The organism is Brenneria corticis, from assembly GCF_003115855.1.
GTDB classification, from domain to species: Bacteria; Pseudomonadota; Gammaproteobacteria; order Enterobacterales; family Enterobacteriaceae; genus Brenneria; species Brenneria corticis.
This window is the reverse complement of record NZ_KZ819092.1, coordinates 39,477-62,066: the sequence shown is the minus strand read 5'-3', so window position 1 is coordinate 62,066 and position 22,590 is coordinate 39,477. Positions and strand designations below refer to the sequence as shown.

At 54.7% G+C, this 22,590-nt stretch carries 19 protein-coding genes and 7 tRNA genes; 9 read left to right on the top strand and 17 right to left on the bottom strand.

Annotated features, from left to right (window positions below; genetic code table 11):
• Window positions 1–74 precede the first annotated feature (74 nt).
• The 6 genes from lepB to rpoE all read right to left on the bottom strand — a co-directional run bounded on the left by lepB (window position 75) and on the right by rpoE (window position 5,832).
• Entirely contained in the window at window positions 75–1,034 is a 960-nt protein-coding gene (gene lepB / locus DDT56_RS19890; protein ID WP_136168128.1) for a signal peptidase I, read from the bottom strand.
• Between the two features lie 16 nt (window positions 1,035–1,050).
• The gene (gene lepA / locus DDT56_RS19885; protein WP_136168127.1) at window positions 1,051–2,850 is read right to left on the bottom strand and encodes a translation elongation factor 4; all 1,800 of its coding nucleotides are present in this window, start codon (window positions 2,848–2,850) and stop codon (window positions 1,051–1,053) included.
• 282 nt (window positions 2,851–3,132) lie between these two features.
• Window positions 3,133–3,603: a SoxR-reducing system protein RseC gene (rseC, locus tag DDT56_RS19880; protein ID WP_136168144.1), complete on the bottom strand. Its 471-nt coding sequence runs from the start codon at window positions 3,601–3,603 to the stop codon at window positions 3,133–3,135.
• Window positions 3,603–4,556, bottom strand: a complete 954-nt coding sequence (rseB, locus tag DDT56_RS19875) for a sigma-E factor regulatory protein RseB (RefSeq protein WP_136168126.1) — start codon at window positions 4,554–4,556, stop codon at window positions 3,603–3,605. The genes rseC and rseB overlap by 1 nt, the downstream gene beginning before the upstream one ends.
• The gene (gene rseA / locus DDT56_RS19870) at window positions 4,556–5,200 is read right to left on the bottom strand and encodes an anti-sigma-E factor RseA (protein ID WP_136168125.1); all 645 of its coding nucleotides are present in this window, start codon (window positions 5,198–5,200) and stop codon (window positions 4,556–4,558) included. Before rseA ends, rseB begins: the two co-directional genes overlap by 1 nt.
• A gap of 56 nt (window positions 5,201–5,256) precedes the next feature.
• Window positions 5,257–5,832: an RNA polymerase sigma factor RpoE gene (gene rpoE / locus DDT56_RS19865; protein WP_009111831.1), complete on the bottom strand. Its 576-nt coding sequence runs from the start codon at window positions 5,830–5,832 to the stop codon at window positions 5,257–5,259.
• A gap of 362 nt (window positions 5,833–6,194) precedes the next feature.
• On the opposite strand from rpoE, the gene nadB reads away from it, so the two are divergent.
• A complete protein-coding gene (gene nadB, locus DDT56_RS19860; RefSeq protein WP_136168124.1) occupies window positions 6,195–7,796 on the top strand; it encodes an L-aspartate oxidase in 1,602 nt (533 codons plus the stop codon).
• 104 nt (window positions 7,797–7,900) lie between these two features.
• Here the strand turns inward: nadB and trmN are convergent, their stop codons facing one another.
• Window positions 7,901–8,650, bottom strand: a complete 750-nt coding sequence (gene trmN, locus DDT56_RS19855) for a tRNA(1)(Val) (adenine(37)-N(6))-methyltransferase TrmN (protein WP_136168123.1) — start codon at window positions 8,648–8,650, stop codon at window positions 7,901–7,903.
• A 134-nt stretch (window positions 8,651–8,784) separates the two neighbouring features.
• On the opposite strand from trmN, the gene srmB reads away from it, so the two are divergent.
• Window positions 8,785–10,107: an ATP-dependent RNA helicase SrmB gene (gene srmB / locus DDT56_RS19850; protein WP_136168122.1), complete on the top strand. Its 1,323-nt coding sequence runs from the start codon at window positions 8,785–8,787 to the stop codon at window positions 10,105–10,107.
• Between the two features lie 70 nt (window positions 10,108–10,177).
• On the opposite strand, the gene grcA is transcribed toward srmB, so the two are convergent.
• Window positions 10,178–10,561, bottom strand: a complete 384-nt coding sequence (grcA, locus tag DDT56_RS19845; protein WP_009111825.1) for an autonomous glycyl radical cofactor GrcA — start codon at window positions 10,559–10,561, stop codon at window positions 10,178–10,180.
• Window positions 10,562–10,928: 367 nt separating this feature from the next.
• Between grcA and ung the strand changes: the two genes are divergently transcribed.
• On the top strand, window positions 10,929–11,615 hold the full coding sequence (gene ung, locus DDT56_RS19840; RefSeq protein WP_136168143.1) for a uracil-DNA glycosylase: 687 nt from the start codon (window positions 10,929–10,931) through the stop codon (window positions 11,613–11,615).
• Window positions 11,616–11,710: 95 nt separating this feature from the next.
• Here ung and DDT56_RS19835 read toward each other — a convergent pair.
• Together DDT56_RS19835 and DDT56_RS19830 are read right to left on the bottom strand one after the other, a co-directional pair.
• Window positions 11,711–11,786 (bottom strand) — tRNA-Ala (locus DDT56_RS19835).
• A gap of 47 nt (window positions 11,787–11,833) precedes the next feature.
• Window positions 11,834–11,909, bottom strand: a tRNA-Ala gene (locus DDT56_RS19830).
• 278 nt (window positions 11,910–12,187) lie between these two features.
• On the opposite strand from DDT56_RS19830, the gene DDT56_RS19825 reads away from it, so the two are divergent.
• Entirely contained in the window at window positions 12,188–13,051 is an 864-nt protein-coding gene (locus DDT56_RS19825) for an alpha/beta hydrolase (protein ID WP_246856828.1), read from the top strand.
• Window positions 13,052–13,122: 71 nt separating this feature from the next.
• Here DDT56_RS19825 and gltX read toward each other — a convergent pair whose 3' ends face one another.
• On the bottom strand, window positions 13,123–14,538 hold the full coding sequence (gene gltX / locus DDT56_RS19820; RefSeq protein ID WP_136168120.1) for a glutamate--tRNA ligase: 1,416 nt from the start codon (window positions 14,536–14,538) through the stop codon (window positions 13,123–13,125).
• 272 nt (window positions 14,539–14,810) lie between these two features.
• Between gltX and DDT56_RS19815 the strand changes: the two genes are divergently transcribed.
• From DDT56_RS19815 to DDT56_RS19795, 5 genes are all read left to right on the top strand, one after another.
• Window positions 14,811–14,886, top strand: a tRNA-Val gene (locus tag DDT56_RS19815).
• 43 nt (window positions 14,887–14,929) lie between these two features.
• Window positions 14,930–15,005: transfer RNA gene (locus DDT56_RS19810), tRNA-Val, on the top strand.
• 44 nt (window positions 15,006–15,049) lie between these two features.
• Window positions 15,050–15,125 (top strand) — tRNA-Val (locus tag DDT56_RS19805).
• A gap of 44 nt (window positions 15,126–15,169) precedes the next feature.
• Window positions 15,170–15,245: transfer RNA gene (locus tag DDT56_RS19800), tRNA-Val, on the top strand.
• A gap of 7 nt (window positions 15,246–15,252) precedes the next feature.
• A tRNA-Lys gene (locus tag DDT56_RS19795) sits at window positions 15,253–15,328 on the top strand.
• Between the two features lie 204 nt (window positions 15,329–15,532).
• Here the strand turns inward: DDT56_RS19795 and DDT56_RS19790 are convergent.
• The 6 genes from DDT56_RS19790 to degP all read right to left on the bottom strand — a co-directional run bounded on the left by DDT56_RS19790 (window position 15,533) and on the right by degP (window position 22,452).
• Window positions 15,533–16,525 (bottom strand): sulfate/molybdate ABC transporter ATP-binding protein, encoded by a 993-nt coding sequence (locus DDT56_RS19790; RefSeq protein ID WP_136168119.1) that lies wholly within the window; start codon window positions 16,523–16,525, stop codon window positions 15,533–15,535.
• Window positions 16,515–17,396 carry a sulfate ABC transporter permease subunit CysW gene (gene cysW, locus DDT56_RS19785; protein WP_136168118.1) on the bottom strand — a complete coding sequence of 294 codons (882 nt, stop codon included), beginning with the start codon at window positions 17,394–17,396 and terminating at the stop codon, window positions 16,515–16,517. Before cysW ends, DDT56_RS19790 begins: the two co-directional genes overlap by 11 nt.
• A gap of 11 nt (window positions 17,397–17,407) precedes the next feature.
• Window positions 17,408–18,220: a sulfate ABC transporter permease subunit CysT gene (gene cysT / locus DDT56_RS19780; protein ID WP_136168117.1), complete on the bottom strand. Its 813-nt coding sequence runs from the start codon at window positions 18,218–18,220 to the stop codon at window positions 17,408–17,410.
• Between the two features lie 111 nt (window positions 18,221–18,331).
• Window positions 18,332–19,342: a sulfate ABC transporter substrate-binding protein gene (locus DDT56_RS19775; RefSeq protein ID WP_136168116.1), complete on the bottom strand. Its 1,011-nt coding sequence runs from the start codon at window positions 19,340–19,342 to the stop codon at window positions 18,332–18,334.
• A 329-nt stretch (window positions 19,343–19,671) separates the two neighbouring features.
• A complete protein-coding gene (locus tag DDT56_RS19770) occupies window positions 19,672–20,829 on the bottom strand; it encodes a CdaR family transcriptional regulator (protein WP_136168115.1) in 1,158 nt (385 codons plus the stop codon).
• A gap of 183 nt (window positions 20,830–21,012) precedes the next feature.
• Complete coding sequence (degP, locus tag DDT56_RS19765) at window positions 21,013–22,452, bottom strand: serine endoprotease DegP (RefSeq protein ID WP_136168114.1); 1,440 nt, start codon at window positions 22,450–22,452, stop codon at window positions 21,013–21,015.
• Between the last annotated feature and the right edge of the window lie 138 nt (window positions 22,453–22,590).

The following is a 22,590-nucleotide window of genomic DNA, read 5'->3' as shown; positions in this document are numbered from 1 at the left end:
CCGGGAGCCTTCGCTCATATCTGGAAATATTCTACAACGGTCAGCGTAATAATGCTGCGTGTTTATCACCTCGATCAGTGAATACCGCCAATTCGGCTCAACCGAATTCCGGTAGGCCACTCACCTTCCTGTTTTTCAAAGCTCATCCAGATGGCGGTAGCCTTACCGACCAGATTTCTTTCCGGTACAAAGCCCCAATAACGGCTATCCAGGCTGTTATCGCGGTTATCCCCCATCATGAAATAATGCCCTGCCGGCACAACCCAGGTGGCGAGCTGTTGCTGTGACTGCTGATAATATCCGCCGAGCTGGTCCTGCACGCCGGGCACAATCAGGATATTGTGCGTCACATTGCCCAATGACTCTTTACGTATGCCCAACCGGACGCCATCGGCGTTATTTTCATTCGCCGGGATCTGATAAAACCCGCTACGGGACTCCAATCCCGGCTGATGGAATGTCTGAACAAAGTCGCTGGGCTGAACATTATTATAGGTTACCGCCAGCGCTTTATCACAAATTTGCTGACCATCGCAGGCGGGGTGAATCGTAACCTGTTTGCTCAGGGGGTTATAGCTGACGCGATCGCCCGGCACCCCGACCACTCGTTTGATAAAATCCACTTTCGGATCGGACGGATATTTAAATACCGCGACGTCGCCGCGCTTGGGGTGGCCCGTCTCGATTAGGGTCTGCTGCGTAAAGGGTTCTTTAATACCGTAGGCATATTTCTCCACCAGTATGAAATCACCAATCAGCAATGTGGGCATCATTGAACCGGATGGGATCTGAAACGGCTCATAAATAAACGAGCGCACAATTAATACCAGCGCCACCACCGGAAATACCGAAGCGACCGTTTCAATCCATCCGGGCTGCGCCGCGGTTTTTGACGACGTACCGCCATCCGCCAGCCCATTCGATGCCGCAAATTTTTTACGGCGCGCCGGCGCCCACATAAAGCGTTCGAAACACCAGACAATGCCCGTGACCAGCGTTACCAACGCCAAAATTACGGCAAACATATTGGCCATGCCAACTCCTCAGGATCTATTTGTTGTCTTTGCCAACGTGCAAAATAGCCAGGAAGGCTTCCTGCGGTAACTCAACGTTGCCCACCTGCTTCATCCGTTTCTTACCGTCTTTCTGTTTCTGCAACAGTTTCTTCTTACGGCTGACATCACCGCCGTAACATTTCGCCAGCACGTTTTTGCGCAACTGCTTAACGGTGGAACGGGCAATGATGTGGTTGCCGATCGCCGCCTGAATCGCAATGTCAAACTGCTGACGCGGGATCAGCTCTTTCATTTTTTCCACCAGATCGCGACCGCGGTACTGGGCGTTATCGCGGTGGGTAATCAGCGCCAATGCATCGACGCGCTCGGTGTTGATCAATACGTCCACGCGAACCATATCCGACGCCTGAAAGCGTTTGAAGTTATAGTCCAGCGAGGCGTAGCCGCGCGACGTCGATTTCAGGCGGTCAAAGAAGTCGAGCACCACTTCCGCCATCGGAATGTCATACGTCAGCGCCACCTGATTACCGTGATAGACCATATTGGTCTGTACGCCGCGCTTCTCAATGCACAGCGTGATGACGTTACCCAGATATTCCTGCGGCATCAGCATATGGCATTCGGCGATGGGCTCACGCAATTCCTGAATATTATTCAGCGGCGGCAGCTTCGACGGGCTGTCGACGTAAACCGTTTCGCCGGCGGTGGTTTCAACTTCATAGACCACCGTAGGCGCGGTGGTGATCAGTTCCAGATCGTATTCACGCTCCAGCCGTTCCTGAATGATCTCCATATGCAGCAACCCAAGGAAGCCGCAGCGGAAACCGAAGCCCAGCGCGGTAGAGCTTTCCGGTTCGTAAAACAGTGAAGCATCGTTCAGGCTCAACTTACCCAATGCGTCGCGGAAGGCTTCATAATCATCGGAACTGATGGGGAATAGCCCGGCATAAACCTGGGGCTTGACCTTCTTGAATCCCGGCAACGCTTTTTCCGCCGGCTGACGGGCCTGCGTCAACGTATCACCCACCGGCGCGCCCAGAATATCTTTGATAGCGCAAACCAGCCAGCCGACCTCGCCACAGTTGAGCACGTCGCGGTCGACCCGTTTCGGAGTAAAAATACCCAGCCGATCGGCGTTATAAACCTGCCCGGTACTCATGACCTTGATCTTGTCGCCTTTGCGCATCGAGCCATTTTTAATGCGCACCAGCGAAACCACGCCAAGATAGTTATCAAACCAGGAATCTATGATCAGCGCCTGCAACGGCGCCTCCTCGCTCCCCTGAGGAGGCGGCACGTCCCGCACCAGGCGTTCCAATACTTCAGGCACGCCAACGCCGGTTTTAGCCGAGCAGCGCACGGCGTCCGTCGCATCAATGCCGACAATATCTTCGATTTCCTGAGCGACGCGATCCGGATCGGCGGCCGGCAGGTCGATTTTGTTCAGCACCGGAACCACTTCCAAATCCATATCCAGCGCGGTGTAACAGTTCGCCAGCGTCTGAGCTTCCACCCCCTGGCCGGCATCAACCACCAGCAAAGCGCCTTCGCAAGCGGCCAGCGAGCGTGAAACTTCATAAGAGAAGTCGACGTGTCCGGGAGTATCAATGAAGTTTAACTGATAGGTTTGCCCATCCGACGCCTGGTAATCCAGCGTCACGCTCTGCGCTTTAATTGTTATACCGCGCTCGCGCTCCAGATCCATTGAGTCCAGAACCTGCGCAGCCATTTCACGTTCGGTTAAGCCGCCGCAAATCTGGATAATGCGGTCGGATAATGTCGACTTACCATGATCGATGTGGGCAATAATGGAGAAATTTCGTATCTGCTTCATTATAAAAATTTTTCTACCTTGATATTCCTGAAATTCTTGCCGATGGGCATGCGCATTAGGTGAAAACAGCAGCGATGACCTTCCACCTGAATCGCTGCATTCTACATGCCGGACGACCGAAAACCTAGTCATGTACCGCGCATTAACTTTGATTATGACGGTTTTATTCGGGATGACGGCGCGACGGGATGAAAGAAGAGGTTAAACCGATGACAATGGCGAAAGTAATGGGGGACAAGCAAGGAATGACGGCGTTATCTTTCTTTCCCCGCGCGCCTCATTCTATGACTCGGTTACGGTGTTAATTTGCAATAACTCGCCCGGAAGCGCAATTTGCAGAATAACCGGCTGATAACGGCTGTTTTCCCTCAGCTTTCCCGCCCAGCGCTTCACGGATAAAAAAGCCGCCCCGCCGCCGAACAATGCGCCCAGAACGGCGGCAAGCTCGCTGGCGAACAAAGCCTGAAAAAGCGCCGAGCCGGCGAACAGTCCCAGCAGCGGAACAAAATAGACCATAACGGCGGAATGCAACAGGCTCCCTTCGGCAATACCCAGCTCAACCCGCTGACCGCTTTGCAGCGGCTGCGCGCAGGGCACATGCAGCGTATGTTCGGCCGGGGCGCCTAACTGGTTCAATATCGAGGTTCCACAGGAGGAACGCGACTGGCAGCTACCGCAGCCGGAACGTTGTTCGCAGCGTAGCAGCGCGATGCCGTCCTGCCATGAAATAACCGTCGCCCATTCTTTAATCATCATTGCGCCTTGAAGATAACATTGTCCGCCACACGCTTGGCCGTAGCCGGCGGGAGCTCGCCGACAACGGTGATCTCATTATTATCACGAACCTCGGTGTGTATTGAACGCCTTCCGGTACGAACAGCCTGCTCGCCGCGCGCTTCGGAAGAGGGACTGACGTTGATGGAAAAACTGAACAATCCGTCACTGTACAAACGCGTTTCAATAGCGAGAGTGGCTCCCGGCAATACTCTGCGGCTGCGCGAAACCTCTTTCATTCCCAGCGGCAGCCACTGCGCCGACCAGGCAAAATCTTTGCTTTCGGCCGCGGGGGCCGACAATGCGGGAGGAAGACGAATATTTTCCAGCGGACGCATCGCGTTCACCACGCCGTCATCGACGATTAAAGCGGTCGCCAGGAATTGCTCCAGACGCTCGCCGTTACGATCCTGCAGATCGACCCGCAAAGGCAATTTGGACTCCGCGTCCATCCAGACGGCATAGCTGTAGCGCGTCGCATCCCGTGAAATAATCCTGATCCCCACGGCCAGGCGATCGGCGATGCGGACACGGCCGTCGGCGGGAATAAAGTCGTAATACTGGGCTATTTTCTGAAAATCAGCGTAAACCAGCGAGGGTAACGAATCGACGATATGATCGCTCGACAGGGTAAAAGGCTCAAGACCGGCATCGAAATAGCTGATTTCATTCCCACGCTGCACAATCTCGCGCCGCGGCCCGTCCATAAACATTAACTGCGCCAGTGAACGATTATTAATCACCGCGTGGCGGTAGCGCACCGACTCGAATCCCTGACGGGTGATATTGATAAAAGAGATTTCATAGTTTAACGAACGACTGGCGCTGTTCATTTGTTGCAACAACGCCCCGGACGCGGTTTGCGCCGGGGCGATGGTGGAATAAAACAGACTGCCAATCAATAAACAGACGGCAAACCAGACAGGCTTCATTACCGAGGCTGAGTTCCTAATGATTGAGTTCCTGGAACCTGAATCGCCGCTTGCTGATCGTCATGCTGCTGGAGTTGTTCGGCGTGCAGGCGTCGCTGTAATTCATAATCCTGCAAAATAGCATTGAGACGGTTACGTTGCACGTCCGATTTCTGCTGACCGTGAGCCGCCGCATTTTCCGACGGTACGCCCAGGCTGACCGGCGACGCCGTCCCCATTGCCGGCAGCGTGCTGAACGCCGCAGACTCCGTTACGCCGTCCGAGCCGCCGATTTGGTTGTAATTCTGGACGCCGACAATTACCGCCAGCGATACGCAGGCCGCGACGCCAATCTGAGTCAGCTGGCTGGCCCACGGCCGCACCTTGTGCCAGAACGGCAGCTGCGACCAACTCCGCGGATGTGGCTGAGATTCGGGGACCGCCTGGGGAACCAGGCGCACGGGCTCTTGCTCGATAGCGGCGGCGACCCGTGAAGCGATATCCAGATGGATAACGTTTTCACCAATATCTCCACGCAATGTGTCGCGGATAAGATGATAACTTTGCCAACTTTGCTGTAACTTGTCATCGCGCGACAAGGCACTCAGCAGTTCGGAATCGACCGCCTCACCATCCATTAAAGCGGAAAGCTTCTCTTTCTGCATACCCACACCCTTATCTGTCAAGTCCATCATTAATCATACGCTGCGCTTGCCGCTCGCTAACGCTGAATAAGCGGTTGTACTTTATTATCAATCGCTTCCCGCGCCCGGAAGATACGAGAACGAACCGTGCCGACGGGGCAATCCATAATTACGGCTATCTCTTCATAACTCAATCCATCCAATTCACGCAAGGTAATCGCCATGCGCAAATCCTCCGGCAACGACTCGATGGTACGGAAGACGATGCTTCTTAACTCCTCTGACAACATTAAATTCTCAGGGTTCGATATTTCTTTCAATGCGCCGGCATTTTCATAGTTCTCCGCATCATTGGCGTCAATATCGCTGGAAGGCGGGCGTCTGCCCTGGGCAACCAGATAATTTTTCGCCGTATTCACCGCAATGCGATACAACCATGTATAAAAAGCGCTATCGCCGCGAAATGACTCCAGCGCGCGATACGCTTTGATAAACGACTCCTGTACCACGTCAGGTACGTCTCCCTGGGGGACGTAACGGGATACCAGGCTCGCCACCTTATGCTGATAGCGAATAACCAGTAGGTTAAACGATTTTTGATCGCCCTTCTGGACCCGCTCTACCAGGACCTGATCTGCTAGCTGCTCGCTCATCCGAGGTAATATCTCCTCAAACCGTTCTCCACACGTAAATAGTACTGCCAGCCATATAGTTATACCCAGAGCAAGCTCCAGCTTAGAGCCAACGCATGGCATAAAGTTCCGGGCAACCAATTTCTTCTGCCTACCGCGGTTAACCGTGCCCATAACGAGTCGCATTAACTCGTCGTTTTTTTCATTTATCATCGGGCACACCGGGTCGATCATACGATAAATCCATGCCATTAGCACGGACCTGCCCTGCCAGGAAAGTGGTATTTATACATCTTTACAGGGCGATCAAAATCAATACATGGATAAAACATTTAGTGCTACCATCGGTTTTCCCTTCCCTTTCTTATGTTGACGATACAAACATGCAACCGACCACTGAATACTCCTGTGATGTGTTAATCATTGGCAGCGGTGCCGCCGGGCTGTCTCTCGCGCTGCGTCTGGCCGACCACGCAAACGTTACCGTTCTGAGTAAAGGTCCGCTTAACGAGGGCTCGACCTTCTATGCCCAGGGCGGTATTGCCGCGGTTTTCGATGAAACCGACAGCATCGATTCACACATCGAAGATACATTAGTCGCGGGCGACGGACTGTGCGAGCGTGAAGCCGTGGAGTTCATCGCCAGCAATGCCAAAAGCTGCGTGCAGTGGCTGATCGATCAGGGCGTGCTGTTCGATACGGAAACCGACGCCGGCGGCGAAGCGCGCTATCACCTGACCCGAGAGGGAGGGCATAGCCACCGCCGGATCCTGCATGCGGCCGACGCCACCGGTAAAGAAGTGGAAAATACGCTGGTACAAAAAGCCCGTTCCCATCCCCGTATCCATATTATGGAACGATGTAACGCCGTCGATTTGCTCACCTCAAGCAAACTGGGCCTGCCGGGAACCCGGCGGATTGTCGGCGCTTACATCTGGAATCGTGAACGGGAAACGGTCGAATCCTGCCGGGCAAAGACCGTCGTTCTTGCCACCGGCGGCGCATCCAAGGTGTATCAATACACCACCAATCCGGATATTTCATCCGGCGACGGCATTGCCATGGCATGGCGCGCGGGCTGCCGGGTGGCCAACCTGGAGTTCAATCAGTTTCACCCCACCTGCTTATTCCATCCGCAGGCGCGTAATTTTCTGCTGACCGAAGCTCTGCGCGGCGAAGGGGCTTACCTGAAGCGCCCCGACGGCAGCCGCTTTATGCCCGATTTCGATCCCCGAGGCGAACTCGCCCCGCGTGACGTCGTCGCCAGAGCGATCGACCACGAAATGAAGCGGCTTGGCGCGGACTGCATGTATCTGGACATCAGCCATAAACCCGCGGAGTTTGTTAAACAGCATTTTCCCACCATCTATGAAAAGCTGTTGGCGCTGGGCATCGATATTACCCGTGAGGCGATTCCCATTGTTCCCGCGGCACACTACACCTGCGGCGGCGTGATGGTCGATCAGCATGGGCGCACCGATCTCGACGGACTGTACGCCATCGGAGAGGTGAGCTATACCGGGCTGCACGGCGCCAATCGCATGGCGTCGAACTCCTTGCTGGAGTGTCTGGTCTACGGCTGGTCGGCGTCGGAAGATATCCTGCAACGCCTGCCGCAAATCAAACCCATCAAAAAACTGCCGGCCTGGGATGAGAGTCAGGTCGACAATTCGGACGAGCAGGTGGTTATCCAGCATAACTGGCATGAGCTAAGGCTATTTATGTGGGACTATGTCGGCATTGTGCGCACCACCAAACGGCTGGAGCGGGCGCTGCACCGCATTACCCTGCTCCAGCAGGAAATTGATGAGTATTACGCCCATTTCCGCATTTCCAATAACCTACTGGAGCTGCGCAATCTGGTGCAGGTGGCGGAGTTGATCGTTCGCAGCGCGCTGGAAAGAAAAGAGAGCCGCGGATTGCATTACACTCTCGATTATCCAGACCAGTTCGACGCCCCAAAACCCACCATCCTTACCCCTTAGCGGCGATTTTTTATGGCGGGCTATCCCTGCCCGCCCCCCTCAGGGCCGTCGCAAGCGACGTTGAAAATCGCTCCCGGCGATTTTTTATGACGGGCCGTCGCAAGCTACATAAATAGATAAAAGTCCCCGGTCAGCGCCCGGAAATCGGCGGAGTAGCGCCGATCCGCATCACGTATCGCCAACTGCCGCGCCCGACACTCTCCGGGTTGCAGCGATAACGCCAACAGCGTTCGGTGCGCCGGGCGCGCATGATATTCGGCGACGTCCACGCGCTGGCGGAGAAACCAGTGCTGCTGCGCCGCCAGCGTAATAAAAACCTCGGCGACCGATATAGGCAATACCACGCAAAATAGACCGTCGGGCGTTATCAGACGCCGCACGCAGTCGAGCAGCAGTTGATGCGTCAGCGTGGCGGTGTAACGAGCCTGGCTTCGCTGCGCCGTACCGCAGGCGATACCGGGCGCAAAATAGGGCGGGTTGCTGACAATCAAGGGATAGCGTGCCGAGCTGGCGGCGGCGAAACCGGCAATATCCGCAACGTGAACCCTCATACGATCGGCCCACGGAGACGCGGCGATATTTTCCCCGGCCTGGCGGCCTGCCGCCGCATCCAGCTCCACCGCATCGATCCGCACATCATTATCAGTGCGCTGCGCCAGCATCAGGGCGATCAACCCCGAGCCGCAGCCGATGTCCAATACGCGCTGCACGCCGTCGGATACCGGCGCCCACGCCCCCAGCAATATGCCGTCGGTTCCCACCTTCATGGCGCAGCGATCGTGCGCCACGAAAAAGCGCTTGAAGGTAAACCCATCGCGTCGCAGCGTCGATTTATGGTCAGGTTGCTCACTCATTGTGCCGGGCTCCAGATGAAAACCGTCGTAGCATAGGGTAAACATCTATACAGTAAAAGCGCGGTTGTCTGTTTTAAACAGGTGAAGAACCCGGCCAATGCGTCTATAATCAGCGCCCCAAATAGAGGTAGACCATGACAGCAACAACTTTTTCCGAGCTAGATCTTGATGACAGCCTGTTAGACGCCCTGCGCGATATGGGTTATGAACGCCCGACTGCTATCCAGTTGGCGGCCATTCCGCCGGCAATGGACGGCCGCGATGTGCTGGGCTCAGCGCCGACCGGCACCGGCAAAACCGCCGCCTATCTGCTGCCGGTCTTGCAGCATCTGTTAGATTTTCCTCGTAAAAAATCCGGACCGCCTCGTATTCTGATCTTAACGCCGACGCGTGAGCTCGCCATGCAGGTCGCCGATCAGGCGCGCATCATGGCCGCCCACACCCATCTGGATATCGCCACCATTACCGGCGGCGTGGCCTATATGAACCACGCCGAAGTGTTCAGTGAAAATCAGGATGTGGTGGTGGCGACCACCGGTCGTCTGCTGCAATATATCAAAGAAGAGAATTTTGACTGCCGGGCGGTAGAAACGCTGATTCTGGATGAAGCGGACCGCATGCTGGATATGGGCTTCGCGCAGGATATCGAGCATATCGCCGGTGAAACCCGCTGGCGCAAACAGACATTGCTGTTCTCCGCGACGCTGGAAGGCGAGGCGATTAAAGACTTTGCCGAGCGTTTGCTGAACGATCCGGTCGAAGTTGAAGCCGATCCGTCACGCCGCGAGCGGAAAAAAATTCTGCAATGGTACTACCGTGCCGACGATATCAAACATAAAACCGCCCTGCTCTGCAACCAGTTGAAACAAGCGGACGTTACCCGTTCAATCGTTTTCGTGCGCAAGCGCGAGCGAGTGCATGAACTGGTGGCCTGGTTACGGGAAGCCGGCATTACCGCCTGTTATCTTGAAGGCGAAATGGTGCAGGCCAAGCGCAACGAAGCGATCAAACGCCTGAGCGACGGGCGGGTGAACGTGTTGGTGGCGACCGACGTCGCCGCACGCGGCATCGACATCAATGATGTCAGCCACGTGTTCAATTTCGACCTTCCGCGTACGGCCGATACCTATCTCCATCGCATCGGCCGTACCGGTCGCGCGGGGCGCAAAGGCTGCGCGATCTCTTTCGTCGAGGCGCACGATCACCTGCTGCTGGGGAAAATCAGCCGTTATCTGAATGAACCGCTGAAGCCGCGGGTTATCGAGGAGCTTCGCCCGACCACCAAAGCGCCCAGCGCCAAAACCACCGGCAAGCCGTCCAAGAAAGTATTGACCAAGCGGAAAGAAAAGAAAGAGAAAGAAAAAGAGAAGGTCAAGGTGAAAGTACGTCACCGGGACAGCAAAAACATCGGCAAACGCCGTCAGCCTGCCCCAAAAGCGGGTGAGTCCGGCGAATAAAGCGCCGGCATGCAAAAAAGGGAGCTTCGGCTCCCTTTTGTATTTACGTCACGCTCTCGGATAAAACGAGTTACAGACTTTCGGTAAAAGTACGGGTGATCACGTCACGCTGCTGTTCCGGCGTCAACGAGTTAAAACGCACCGCGTAACCGGAAACGCGGATAGTCAGCTGCGGGTATTTTTCAGGATGCTGAACGGCATCTTCCAGCGTTTCACGACGCAGCACGTTGACATTCAGATGCTGACCGCCTTCCACGCGCACTTCCGGTTTGATTTCCAGCGGAACTTCACGATATTCAATCTGGCCCAGGTCGCTTACCGGAACGATTTGATCTTCGCTATAAACGGATTTTGCACAAACACAGCGTGCCTGAGATTTTTCTTCATCCAGCAACCAGAAAGAATTGATCAGCGCGCTGTCGTTCGCTTTGGTGATTTGAATACCAGTAACCATTATTGCCTCCGTAAAACGGCGTGTTTATCGTCTTAATTAAAAATTGGTATCAGTAACAAACTGCCGTCAGTTTTTAACGTTTGAATAAAACTAATTCTACCTGAGTCCCTGTATACCAGCACAATGGCGGTCATTCCTTGACTTAAATCAATTTAAACAGCCACCCAAATCAACCACGTGGGGCAATTTATTGTTTTACATCAAATTTATTAGCTGCCATTGCTGCAAATAATTTTGTAAATTTTCAATTTTTTTTCAAAATCATCCCTGTGCCGGGCTGCCTGCGCCATTGTTACGATTTTACCTCGGCGCAATTGAACGGTAAGCTACCGGCAACAAAACTCACCCTACGGACAGAGAGTGCATGATGGCAACTTCCCTAACCTGGCATGACGTTCTGGCACAAGAAAAGTTACAGCCCTACTTTATTAATACGCTTCAATTCGTCGGTAAAGAACGCGCGGCGGGAAAAATCATTTACCCGCCGCAGAAAGATGTCTTTAACGCTTTCCGCTTTACCGAGCTTCATCAGGTCAAGGTGGTTATCCTCGGTCAGGATCCCTACCACGGCCCCAACCAGGCCCATGGGCTCTCTTTCTCCGTTCGCCCAGGCGTGCCCGCGCCACCGTCGCTGGTCAATATTTATAAAGAACTGGCTAATGATATACCGGATTTTGAAATCCCGCGGCACGGCTTCCTGCAAAGCTGGGCCGAGCAAGGGGTGATGCTGCTGAATACGGTGTTGACCGTAGAGGCCGGCCAGGCGCATTCACACGCCAATCTGGGCTGGGAAACCTTTACCGACCGCGTTATTGCGGCATTGAATGAAAATCGCGAAGGCATTGTCTTTTTGCTGTGGGGATCGCACGCCCAGAAAAAAGGCAGCATTATTGACCGCCAGCGCCATCACGTTCTGAAAGCGCCGCACCCTTCCCCGCTGTCGGCCCATCGCGGCTTTCTGGGATGTAAGCATTTTTCCCAGGCTAACCGGCTCCTGGAACAGCAAGGTCTTGCCCCGATAGACTGGACGCCGCGCCTGCCGGAGAATCAGTAAAGAAATACTGCCTTCAGCCGCTGGAGGCAGCAACATCATGACGGCGAAAACGATAATAAACCAGGGAATGATATAACAAGGAGAAGGGAGTGATTTGGTGGAGCTAAGCGGGATCGAACCGCTGACCTCTTGCATGCCATGCAAGCGCTCTCCCAGCTGAGCTATAGCCCCACATCAAGTGGCGAGTTCGCGATATAAAACCAAACAGAGGGATTGTTTGGTGGAGCTAAGCGGGATCGAACCGCTGACCTCTTGCATGCCATGCAAGCGCTCTCCCAGCTGAGCTATAGCCCCGTATCTTACAGACCGTATCTGTGCGAACGGGTCGCATAATATGAGACCCGATTGGCAGTGTCAACGGCTAAATCCTTTTATAGCGCCAACCGCTGAAAAAGACGCCAAACGCGCTCATAATCGATAACATATCGGCGTCGACCGGCGGTTCAGAATGGCGCAAGGGCGGAGCGTCAGGTAAATAGCATAAAAATGCTGTCAACGATAAGGCGTTTTATTATCATCTGATAATATTATGTTCATCCAATTACACAACCTGTCCCATGCGCTATTTGCCGATGATTGCATTGACCCTGATGATGGCCGGCATTTTGCCTGCCAGAGCACAGCCGGAAATCGCTCCCATCACCGAACAGGCCGGAGATCATTTCGATATCCGCCAGTTTGACGTGGAGAGTGATAAAAACCGCCGATACCGACTTTTTATTGCGCTTCCGCGTCAGACGGCGCCGGCGGAAGGTTATCCCGTACTTTATCTGCTGGACGGCAATGCGCAGTTCCCTTTCGCGGTGAACAGCTATAAAACGGAAAACGGCACGGCGCCGCTGATCGTCGCCATCGGCTACCAGGGCGATCGGGCGTACGATGTGCCGGCCCGAACGCGGGACTACACCCCGCCGACCACCATCGTCGATCCCCATTTCGACAAAGGCGGGGAAGCCGAAGCCTTTTATCAGTTCCTGCAAAACGGCGTAAAACCCTGGGTGGAGGCGCGTTATCGGGTGAACACGCAAAAACAGACCCTCGCCGGCCACTCTTTCGGCGGTCTGTTTACCCTTTACGCGCTGTTTAACCATAGCGCGTCTTTTCAGCGTTATGTGGCGGCAAGCCCCTCTATCTGGTGGGGCGATGGCGTGGTTATCCCGGCAAAAACGCCGCTGCTCGACGCGCCGCCGCAGTCCATTACGCTGAGCGTGGGCGAATACGAGGACGCGCCGGAAAAAGCGACGGCGGAACAGCCCGCCGACACAGGACGGGAGGAGCGTCACAGCCGGCGGCAGATGGTGACCAAAGCGCGAACGCTAGCCGCCCGGTTACAAGATCAGGGCGCCAACGCGCGGTTTATCCTGTTTGCCGGCAAAAACCACGGCGACGTTATTCCGGATGCCATCGCCAAGGCGGTTATTATCGCCGGCCAGTAACGACGCCCCGCTTGCGGATGAAAAAAGCCCGGCAGTTTGCCGGGCTTGCGTTAACCGAATAGCGTCAGCGATTACTGCTGCGCTTCACGTTCTGCGATAAACGCCAGCGCCTTATCAATCCGCGCCAGCGAACGCTGCTGACCGACAGCCAGTACCGTCACATCCACGCCGGGAGACTGTCCTGCGCCGGTTACGGCCACGCGCAGCGGCATACCGACCTTACCCATGCCCTGCCCCAATTCATCGGCGGTTCCCTGAATCGCCTGATGAATGTTTTCAGCCGTCCAGTCGGTGATGGCCGCCAGCTTGCCGCGCACCAGTTCCAGCGGCTGACGCGCCACCGGACGCAGGTGTTTCTTCGCCGCATCCGCATCAAACTGTTCAAAGTCTTCATAGAAATAACGGCAGGAAGCCGCAATCTCTTTCAGGGTTTTGCAGCGCTCGCCCAGCAGGGTAACCAGTTCGCTCAGCTGCGGCCCGGTGCGGGTGTCGATGCCCGCCTGCTCGATATGCCATGACAAATGGGTGGCGACATATTCCGGCGGCAGGTGATTGATATAGTGATGATTCAGCCACTGCAGTTTTTCGGTATTAAAGGCGCTCGCCGATTTGCTGACCGCGTCCAGTGAAAACAGATTTTTCATCTCTTCCACCGAGAAAATTTCCTGATCGCCGTACGACCACCCTAAACGCACCAGGTAGTTCAGCAAGGCTTCCGGCAGATAGCCGTCATCGCGATACTGCATCACGCCCACAGCGCCATGCCGTTTGGAGAGCTTCTTGCCGTCATCACCCAGAATCATCGATACGTGGGCATATTCCGGCACCGGCGCGCCCAACGCCTTCAGGATATTAATCTGGCGCGGCGTATTGTTGATATGGTCTTCACCGCGGATCACGTGGGTAATTTCCATGTCCCAGTCGTCGATCACCACGCAGAAGTTATAGGTCGGCGAACCGTCGGTGCGACGGATGATCAGATCGTCAAGCTCCTGATTGCTGAACTCAATCGGCCCGCGAATGCTGTCGTTAAAGATCACCGAGCCTTCCTGCGGATTCAGAAAACGGACCACGTGGGGCTCGTCATCGGCGTGATGGTGATGGGAGTCGCGGCAGTGGCCGTCATAGCGCGGCTTTTCGCCGTTCGCCATCTGCTTTTCGCGCAGCGCTTCCAGACGCTCTTTCGAGCAATAACATTTATAGGCGGTGCCGTTTTCCAGCATCTGGTCAATAACGGCGTTGTAGCGGTCAAAGCGCTTGGTCTGATAATACGGGCCCTCATCCCAATCAAGATGCAACCAGTTCATGCCGTCCATAATGGCATCAATCGCTTCCTGGGTAGAACGCTCCAGGTCGGTATCTTCAATACGCAAAACGAACTCGCCGCCATGATGACGGGCAAACAGCCAGGAATAAAGCGCGGTACGGGCGCCGCCGACGTGAAGATAGCCAGTTGGACTGGGCGCGAAACGGGTTTTGATTTTCATTTGGGATTACAGCCTTTTTACGCAACGGCTGTCGGCGGATACCGACATAAGTTCAAAACAATATAAAGTGGCGACATTCTATCATTCTGCCCCGATTCCTCAACGCTGTAACGCGCCGCGCCATGGTTTATTACGCACCGAACTGACTAAGGAAGCATCGCCGACGTGCAGAAATAGGACGCCTTGCCTAATTTTACAACGAACAACCATTTTACTTTTAAAAAGCGTTGACTCACTTTCAACTATCCCTATAATGCGACTCCACACAGCGAGGGTGATTAGCTCAGCTGGGAGAGCACCTCCCTTACAAGGAGGGGGTCGGCGGTTCGATCCCGTCATCACCCACCACTCTTAGAGTGACGCGCTGTGTGAAGCAAGAAGAATCGAGATTGGGTGATTAGCTCAGCTGGGAGAGCACCTCCCTTACAAGGAGGGGGTCGGCGGTTCGATCCCGTCATCACCCACCAATCTCACACCAGCTGTCTTCTTGCTGGAAATGAAGTTCAGAAGTGGGTGATTAGCTCAGCTGGGAGAGCACCTCCCTTACAAGGAGGGGGTCGGCGGTTCGATCCCGTCATCACCCACCAATCTCACGCCAGCTGTCTTCTTGCTGGAAATGAAGTTCAGGAGTGGGTGATTAGCTCAGCTGGGAGAGCACCTCCCTTACAAGGAGGGGGTCGGCGGTTCGATCCCGTCATCACCCACCACTTCTGCGGGTCGTTAGCTCAGTTGGTAGAGCAGTTGACTTTTAATCAATTGGTCGCAGGTTCGAATCCTGCACGACCCACCAATATCCGCAAAGTTTTTCCTTTCTGAAGTACATTCATTCAAAATCATCATGCTGCTAGTGAAAGTTAATGGCGGAGACTATTACGTATTTACTCCCGCGATGACATTTCTCGAAACCAGAACATATCCCGTTCAACAAAAAACGCCCTGATAAGAGCGTTTTTTATGGGTTTTATACGGCAGAATGGTTTATCCGCGAAAAGCGTCAGATTTCCCAGTCATGGTTATAACGCTTGGGTTTGAACTGGATAACATCCCCTTTTTGCAAGCCATGCAAACTGAGATCGTCTTTCGCCACTTCAGCTTCTATCAGCTCCTGTTGATTGCCAATCTTCAATGACAGACGGGTTAACGCGCCCAGCGGACGGATATCACGTACGATAACCGGCTGGTAGCCATCCTGCGCCTCAACGGACAAAGCCACTTCATGAGGACGGAACAGGATGGTTTCGTCAGTCTGTTCAATCTTCAGCAGGTTGCTGTCCCCCAGGAAGTGATAAACAAATTCACTGGCCGGGTGATTATAAACCTCATCAGGCGAACCAATCTGTTCAATGACGCCTTTATTCATCAGTACGATACGATCGGCGACTTCCATCGCCTCTTCCTGATCGTGCGTAACAAACACCGACGTCAGATTGATATCCTCATGCAGGCGGGATAGCCAGCGACGCAGCTCCTTGCGCACTTTGGCATCCAGCGCGCCGAAGGGTTCGTCCAGCAACAGAATGCTGGGCTCGACAATCAGCGCCCTGGCAAGGGCGATACGCTGACGCTGACCGCCGGACAACTGCTCGGGATAGCGGTCCGCCAGCCACTCCAGCTGCACCAGGCGCAGCAGTTCATGGACTTTTTTTTCAATGTCGCGTTTCGACGGGCGGGTGCTTTTCGGCTTCATCCGCAGCCCAAACGCCACGTTGTCAAATACCGTCATGTGGCGGAACAAGGCGTAATGCTGGAACACAAACCCCACATTGCGCTGACGCACATCGTGAACGGATACATCCTCGCCGTGAAAAATAATGTTGCCGCTATCCGGCTGTTCCAGACCGGCGATAATACGCAATAATGTTGTTTTACCGCACCCGGACGGCCCCAGCAGCGCCACCAGTTCACCGCTCTGAATGGCCAGATTGATTTGATTCAGAGCCTGGAACTGACCAAATTGTTTATTAATATTGCGGATCTCAATGCTCATTTTTGGTCAACTCCTGTTGTTTCTCTAGTTGCTTCGTCAGGCGGCTCTCACTCCACTGGCGCAGCAGAAGCACGACCAGCGACATCACCAACAGCAGTATGGCGACGCTAAAAGCAGCGACGATATTGTATTCGTTATAAAGAATTTCGATATGCAGCGGCAGCGTGTTGGTCAACCCGCGGATATGGCCGGAAATAACCGAGACGGCCCCGAATTCCCCCATCGCCCTGGCGGTACACAGCACTACGCCGTAAATCAGCGCCCACTTCACGTTAGGCAGCGTGATATGCCAGAACATCTGCCAGCCGTTGGCGCCCAGCAGCCTGGCGGCCTCTTCTTCCTGCGACCCCTGCTGCTCCATCAGCGGGATCAGTTCGCGGGCCACGTACGGCAGCGTGACGAAAATCGTCGCCAGCACAATCCCCGGCACCGCATAAACGACTTCCAGATTATGGGCGGTCAGAAACGGATACAGCTTACTTTGCGCCCCAAACAGCAGGACATAGACCAAACCGGCAACCACCGGCGAGACGGAGAAAGGCAAATCGATTAACGCCAGCAGAAAACTTTTACCGCGGAATTCGAATTTCGTCACGCTCCAGGCGGTTGCAAGGCCGAAGAGGACATTGAGCGGCACGGAAATCACCGTAGCCAGCAGCGTCAGCTTCAGCGCGGAGACCGCATCGGGTTCGGTGATGGCATTCCAGAATGCGACGACGCCTCTATCCAACCCCTGCGTCACCACCATAAACAGCGGCAAAACCAGAATCAGGAAAAAGACGATCCACGCCAGCGAAACCAAAATATAGTAGGTCGCCGGGTGCTTTTGGGATTTCGTTGCACGGGGCTGAGCGGAAATAACTTGATCCATCACGATATGCCTTACAGTTTCGGTTGGATGCGGCGCTGCAATAAATTAATCAACAGCAACATAATGAAAGAAACCAGCAGCATAAACACGCCAATCCCGGTCGCGCCTTTGTAGTCATACTGGTCGAGCTTCGAGACGATCAGCAGCGGCAGAATTTCGGTTTTAAAAGGGATATTCCCCGCAATAAACACCACTGAACCGTACTCCCCCACGCCGCGGGCAAACGCCAGGGCAAAGCCGGTCAGCCAGGCGGGAAGCAAGGTGGGAATCAACACATGGCGAAATACCTGCAGCGGACGCGCGCCAAGACAGGCCGCGGCTTCCTCGATTTCTTTCGGAATATCGGCAAGAACGGGCTGCAATGTCCTGACGACAAAAGGCAGGGTGACAAAAATCAACGCCAGCGTGATGCCGATGCCGGTGTAAGCGATTTTAAAAGGAAACAGCGAGCCAATCAGGCCGTTCGGCGCGTACAGGGCCGTCAACGCAATCCCCGCGACCGCCGTCGGCAGCGCAAACGGCATATCGATCATCGCGTCAATGATCTTACGGCCGGGAAAGGTGTAACGAACCAACACCCACGCCAGCAGCGTTCCCAAAATACCATTGATAAATGCAGCGGCCAGCGCCGTGCCAAAAGAGAGCTGGAGCGAGAAAAGTACCTGCCGGCTGGTAATAAGCTCCCAGAATTGTGCCAGGGTCAGTTGGCTGGCGTAAAGAAACATACCGGCCAAAGGGATGAGTACTATCAACCCTAAGTAACTCAGGCTGAAACCCAAAGTTAATCCGAAACCGGGAATTACCGAGGAGGAACGTTGTGACATACTGTGCCTTTAAATAGTCATACTCAGAGATCCAGGCGAATCAAATAATTGCCGACGAGATAAAGCCGCTGCATAGACAGCGGCCTGAAAGAGTACCAGAAAGACTGTTAATTATTTATTGATCTCTTGGAATATTTTGTCAAATACCGTGCCATCTTTGAAGAATCTGTCCTGCGCGGCTTTCCAGCCGCCGAAGTCGCCGTCAATGGTCACCAGCTTCACCGAGGCGAACTGATCTTTAAATTCTTCGGCAATCTTTTCATTGCGCGGGCGGTAGAAGTGCTTACCGATAATCCGTTGAGCTTCATCGCTGTAGAGGTATTGCAGATAGGCTTCCGCCTGCTTGCGCGTTCCTTTACGCTCTACCACCTTGTCAACCACCGCCACCGGGGGTTCGGCCAGAATAGACAGCGACGGCGTAACGATTTCCAGCTGATCGCCGCCCTGCTCTTTCAAAGAGAGATAGGCTTCGTTTTCCCAGGCCAGCAGAACATCGCCCAGTTGGCGCTGCACAAAGCTGATCGTCGAGCCGCGGGCGCCGGTATCCAGCACCGGAGCATTGCGATACAGATCGGTGACAAACTTCAACGCCGTTTCATCATTACCGCCGGGCTGAGCTTTGGCATACGCCCAGGCGGCCAGGAAGTTCCAACGGGCGCCGCCGGAGGTCTTCGGATTTGGCGTAATCACCTCAACGCCCGGTTTAACCAGGTCGTTCCAGTCTTTAATCTGCTTCGGATTACCCTTTCTCACCAGAAAAACGATGGTGGAGGTATAAGGCGTACTATTGTCGGGCAAGCGCGCCTGCCACTTCGGATCGATAATTTGCTGATTCAGATTAAGCGCATCGATATCCCCGGCCAGCGCCAGCGTCACGACATCGGCCTGCAGGCCGTCAATCACCGAACGCGCCTGCTTGCCGGAGCCGCCGTGGGAGTTTTTGATGGTGATATCTTCACCCGCGGTCTCTTTCCAATGCTTGATAAAAGCGGCGTTATATTGTTGATACAGTTCGCGGGTCGGATCGTAAGATACGTTCAATAATTCGGTCGCTGCGGAAGCAACGCCGGAAAACAACAGCGCTGCCGTAGCAACAGATAGCCCCAGACGACGTATTGACATTATTATCACTCCCTAAAATTTGACAGTATTTATTCCCGCCCGGAACGCTATAGCACCCCAGGATAACGGGTTAATGCGTTATCATTTCCGACAGTTGGATTCAAAAAATAACGATGAATGCGACTGATTGGCGCGGCGTACGCTCAGGCATCAGACCGACGGCACGAAAGTGACAATAGAGGATATGGGAAAGTGGCAAAAATACTGTTTCGCGATAATTTATACTATCGCGTTATATTGTTAACCGATATGAAATAGTTTTCAATCTAAGTAAATGATATTCGCCGGAACGATAATTATACCGGCGAGTTCAGGCTGCGTTGCAATAGCTATTTTTCCTCATCCAATTGCAGGGCGACGTACAACAGCAAACGATCGTCGAAATTCCCCAGATCCAATCCGGTGAGCTCAGAGATACGGTTAAGGCGGTACTCCAGCGTGTTGCGATGGATAAACAGCGACTTTGCCGTTGTCCCCGGGTGCACATTATTGCGGAACCAGGCATGCAGCGTCCGGCGCAGCAGGCCGTTACCGTCCATGGCCTTAAGCCTCGCCAACGGCCGCACCAGTTCATTCGCCTGCCAGCCTCCGCGCAGGCTGTCCAGCAATACCGGCAGCATCAGATCCTGATAATAGTAGCAGCGCTGCGCGGGCATCCGCTGCTTGCCGACGCTCATGGTGGTGCGGGCGGTGCGGTAAGAGCGGGCAATGCTGCCGGGACCGGTAAAATAGTTTCCCAGCGCCAGCCGCACCCGCAGGCGACTGCTCTCCGTCATGCGCGACAGCAGGCCATCCACGCGGCGGCGATGCTCTTCCGCGTCCCAGCGGCCGTGGCTGTTTAACGCCGGCTTCAATACCACCATTTCCGTCAGGGAAACAATGGCGATCAGATTGTCGCGCTCCGGCGTGGTCAGCAGCGTCTGCAACTGCTGAAGCTCCGCCATCGCGCTGTCCACGCCAAGCTGTCCGCTATCGACCTCGACCACCGCCACGACGCGCGGCTGATTAACATCGATGCCCAAACGCTGCGCCCACTCCATCAGCGCGGGAGAAAGATCGTCAGTACGGATCAGATTAAGCACCAACTCTTCGCGCAGGCGGCTATCCTGCGCCAGCATATGCAGCAGCCTCGCCTGCTCAAGCATCATTTCCGCCGTCATGCACACCAGTTCGCCGTACTGACGCAACAGCCCGGGGTTGCCGGTCAGGCCGATCACCCCGACGATTTCACCGTCAATATGCAGCGGCAGGTTGATGCCGGGACGCACGCCGTGCAGATGGCGCGCCACCGCCTCGTCAATATCGACCACCCTTCCCTGCGAAAGCACCAGCAGCGCGCCTTCATGCAATTCCCCCAACCGCTCCTGATCGCCACTGCCGATGATCTTGCCGCGAGCATCCATCACATTGATATTGCTATCAATAATCTGCATGGTCCGCGCGACGATATCCTGTGCCATTTTGGCATTGAGATGGTACGACGCCATTTCTACCTCTGAGGGGGAACACTGACAATTGCACCAGCATAGCGGCGCGTCCCGCGCCGTACATTGTGCAAATTAACAAAGAACGGGGGATTCAGTTGAATCTGTGGAAGACCTCACAAAATTCGGGCGAAATAGTGAGAGAGGACGGCCGGGTGGCGCGCACCCGGCTTTGACGGAACGGGATTATTGGGAGAGCAGATAAATATTGCTGTCGCCGCGACGGATATGCAGCGCCAGCACCGCGGGCTTGCTTTCCAGGATCTTGCGCAATTCGCCAAGATTCCGTATCGGCTGCTGGTTCACGCCAAGGATGACGTCATCCTTTTTCAAGCCGATTCGCGCCGCCGCGGAATCCGCCTTGACGTTATCGACTTTAACGCCCTTTTGCCCCTCCACCTGGATATTGCTTAATTCGGCGCCTTCGATACCGGAATAGAGGTTGCCGGACGCCACCTGCGCCTGACTGCTTTGCTGCAACGTCACATTCACCGTTAGCGGTTTGCCGTCGCGCAACAGTCCCAGCGACACCTTGCTGCCCACCGGCAACGACCCCACCTGCGCCCGCAATGCCGCAAAACTGCCGATCGCTTTGCCGTTCAGCGTCACAATCACGTCGCCGGCTTTAATGCCCGCCTCGGCCGCGGCCGATTTCGGCTGAACCTGGCTGATAAAAGCGCCGCGCTGCGCGTCCACCTTCATCGCCTGCGCCAGTTCCGAATTCAGCTCGGTGCCGGTAATGCCCAGCTCGCCGCGTTTTACCTCACCGAACTCGACGATCTGCGCCACCAGGCTTTTCACCATATTACTGGGAATGGCGAAACCGATGCCGATATTGCCGCCGTCAGGAGCCAGGATCGCGGTATTTAAACCGATCAGCTCGCCGTTCAGGTTAACCAGCGCGCCGCCGGAGTTTCCCCGGTTGATGGCCGCGTCGGTCTGAATAAAGTTTTCATAGTTTTCAATATTCAATCCGCTGCGTCCCAGCGCCGAGACAATCCCGGAGGTTGCCGTCTCCCCCAGCCCGTACGGGTTACCGATGGCGACGGTGTAATCGCCGACGCGCAACTGGTCGGAATCGGCCAGGCGGATGGCCGTCAGGTTGTTGAAATTTTGCAGTTGCACCAGCGCCACGTCGGAACGGGGATCTTTACCGATCACCTTGGCGTCATATTTTCGCCCGTCGTTAAGGCGCACCTGAATTTTATCGGCGTTATCCACCACGTGGTTATTGGTGACCACGTAGCCTTTTTCGGCATTGATGACCACCCCGGCGCCCAGCGCCTGAAAATCCTGCTGGCGGGAAGGCTGCCCCTCATCGCCGCTCTCCCCATTCTGACAAATGGGAGATTGCTGAAACGGCGAGCCGTCCTGACAGAACGGCGAGTCTTCGCCAAAGAAAGGCTGTAGCTGCTGAGGGATATTCTCTTTAGTGACGTTGGTATGCCCTTCCACATAGATATTGACGACCGAAGGCATGACTTTTTCCAGCATCGGCGCCAGGCTGGGAAGTGCGGTCGGTGAGGATGAGGTGGAAGCCGTCTCTGCCGCATGCGCTCCGATCGGCCCCATCGCCATCGCCAGGCTTAACGTCAGCGCGCTTAGAACTAATGATTTTCTTTTCATGGGGAATATATCTCATAGTAACAATGGGCAAGTTTCACGGCCTTTATGCACAGGTCGTGCTGGATGAGATAAATATGAACCAACAAAGTTCATCAATGGAAGATGATGAAGCGTAAGAAAATATTGTCGCTATTTACA

What these genes read in the sequence shown, in the direction of transcription:
- lepB (WP_136168128.1), bottom strand. Translation starts at nt 1,034, where the DNA reads ATGGCCAATATGTTTGCCGTAATTTTGGCGTTGGTAACGCTGGTCACG.
- lepA (WP_136168127.1), bottom strand. Translation starts at nt 2,850, where the DNA reads ATGAAGCAGATACGAAATTTCTCCATTATTGCCCACATCGATCATGGT.
- rseC (WP_136168144.1), bottom strand. Translation starts at nt 3,603, where the DNA reads ATGATTAAAGAATGGGCGACGGTTATTTCATGGCAGGACGGCATCGCG.
- rseB (WP_136168126.1), bottom strand. Translation starts at nt 4,556, where the DNA reads ATGAAGCCTGTCTGGTTTGCCGTCTGTTTATTGATTGGCAGTCTGTTT.
- rseA (WP_136168125.1), bottom strand. Translation starts at nt 5,200, where the DNA reads ATGCAGAAAGAGAAGCTTTCCGCTTTAATGGATGGTGAGGCGGTCGAT.
- rpoE (WP_009111831.1), bottom strand. Translation starts at nt 5,832, where the DNA reads ATGAGCGAGCAGCTAGCAGATCAGGTCCTGGTAGAGCGGGTCCAGAAG.
- nadB (WP_136168124.1), top strand. Translation starts at nt 6,195, where the DNA reads ATGCAACCGACCACTGAATACTCCTGTGATGTGTTAATCATTGGCAGC.
- trmN (WP_136168123.1), bottom strand. Translation starts at nt 8,650, where the DNA reads ATGAGTGAGCAACCTGACCATAAATCGACGCTGCGACGCGATGGGTTT.
- srmB (WP_136168122.1), top strand. Translation starts at nt 8,785, where the DNA reads ATGACAGCAACAACTTTTTCCGAGCTAGATCTTGATGACAGCCTGTTA.
- grcA (WP_009111825.1), bottom strand. Translation starts at nt 10,561, where the DNA reads ATGGTTACTGGTATTCAAATCACCAAAGCGAACGACAGCGCGCTGATC.
- ung (WP_136168143.1), top strand. Translation starts at nt 10,929, where the DNA reads ATGGCAACTTCCCTAACCTGGCATGACGTTCTGGCACAAGAAAAGTTA.
- DDT56_RS19825 (WP_246856828.1), top strand. Translation starts at nt 12,188, where the DNA reads ATGATTGCATTGACCCTGATGATGGCCGGCATTTTGCCTGCCAGAGCA.
- gltX (WP_136168120.1), bottom strand. Translation starts at nt 14,538, where the DNA reads ATGAAAATCAAAACCCGTTTCGCGCCCAGTCCAACTGGCTATCTTCAC.
- DDT56_RS19790 (WP_136168119.1), bottom strand. Translation starts at nt 16,525, where the DNA reads ATGAGCATTGAGATCCGCAATATTAATAAACAATTTGGTCAGTTCCAG.
- cysW (WP_136168118.1), bottom strand. Translation starts at nt 17,396, where the DNA reads ATGGATCAAGTTATTTCCGCTCAGCCCCGTGCAACGAAATCCCAAAAG.
- cysT (WP_136168117.1), bottom strand. Translation starts at nt 18,220, where the DNA reads ATGTCACAACGTTCCTCCTCGGTAATTCCCGGTTTCGGATTAACTTTG.
- DDT56_RS19775 (WP_136168116.1), bottom strand. Translation starts at nt 19,342, where the DNA reads ATGTCAATACGTCGTCTGGGGCTATCTGTTGCTACGGCAGCGCTGTTG.
- DDT56_RS19770 (WP_136168115.1), bottom strand. Translation starts at nt 20,829, where the DNA reads ATGGCGTCGTACCATCTCAATGCCAAAATGGCACAGGATATCGTCGCG.
- degP (WP_136168114.1), bottom strand. Translation starts at nt 22,452, where the DNA reads ATGAAAAGAAAATCATTAGTTCTAAGCGCGCTGACGTTAAGCCTGGCG.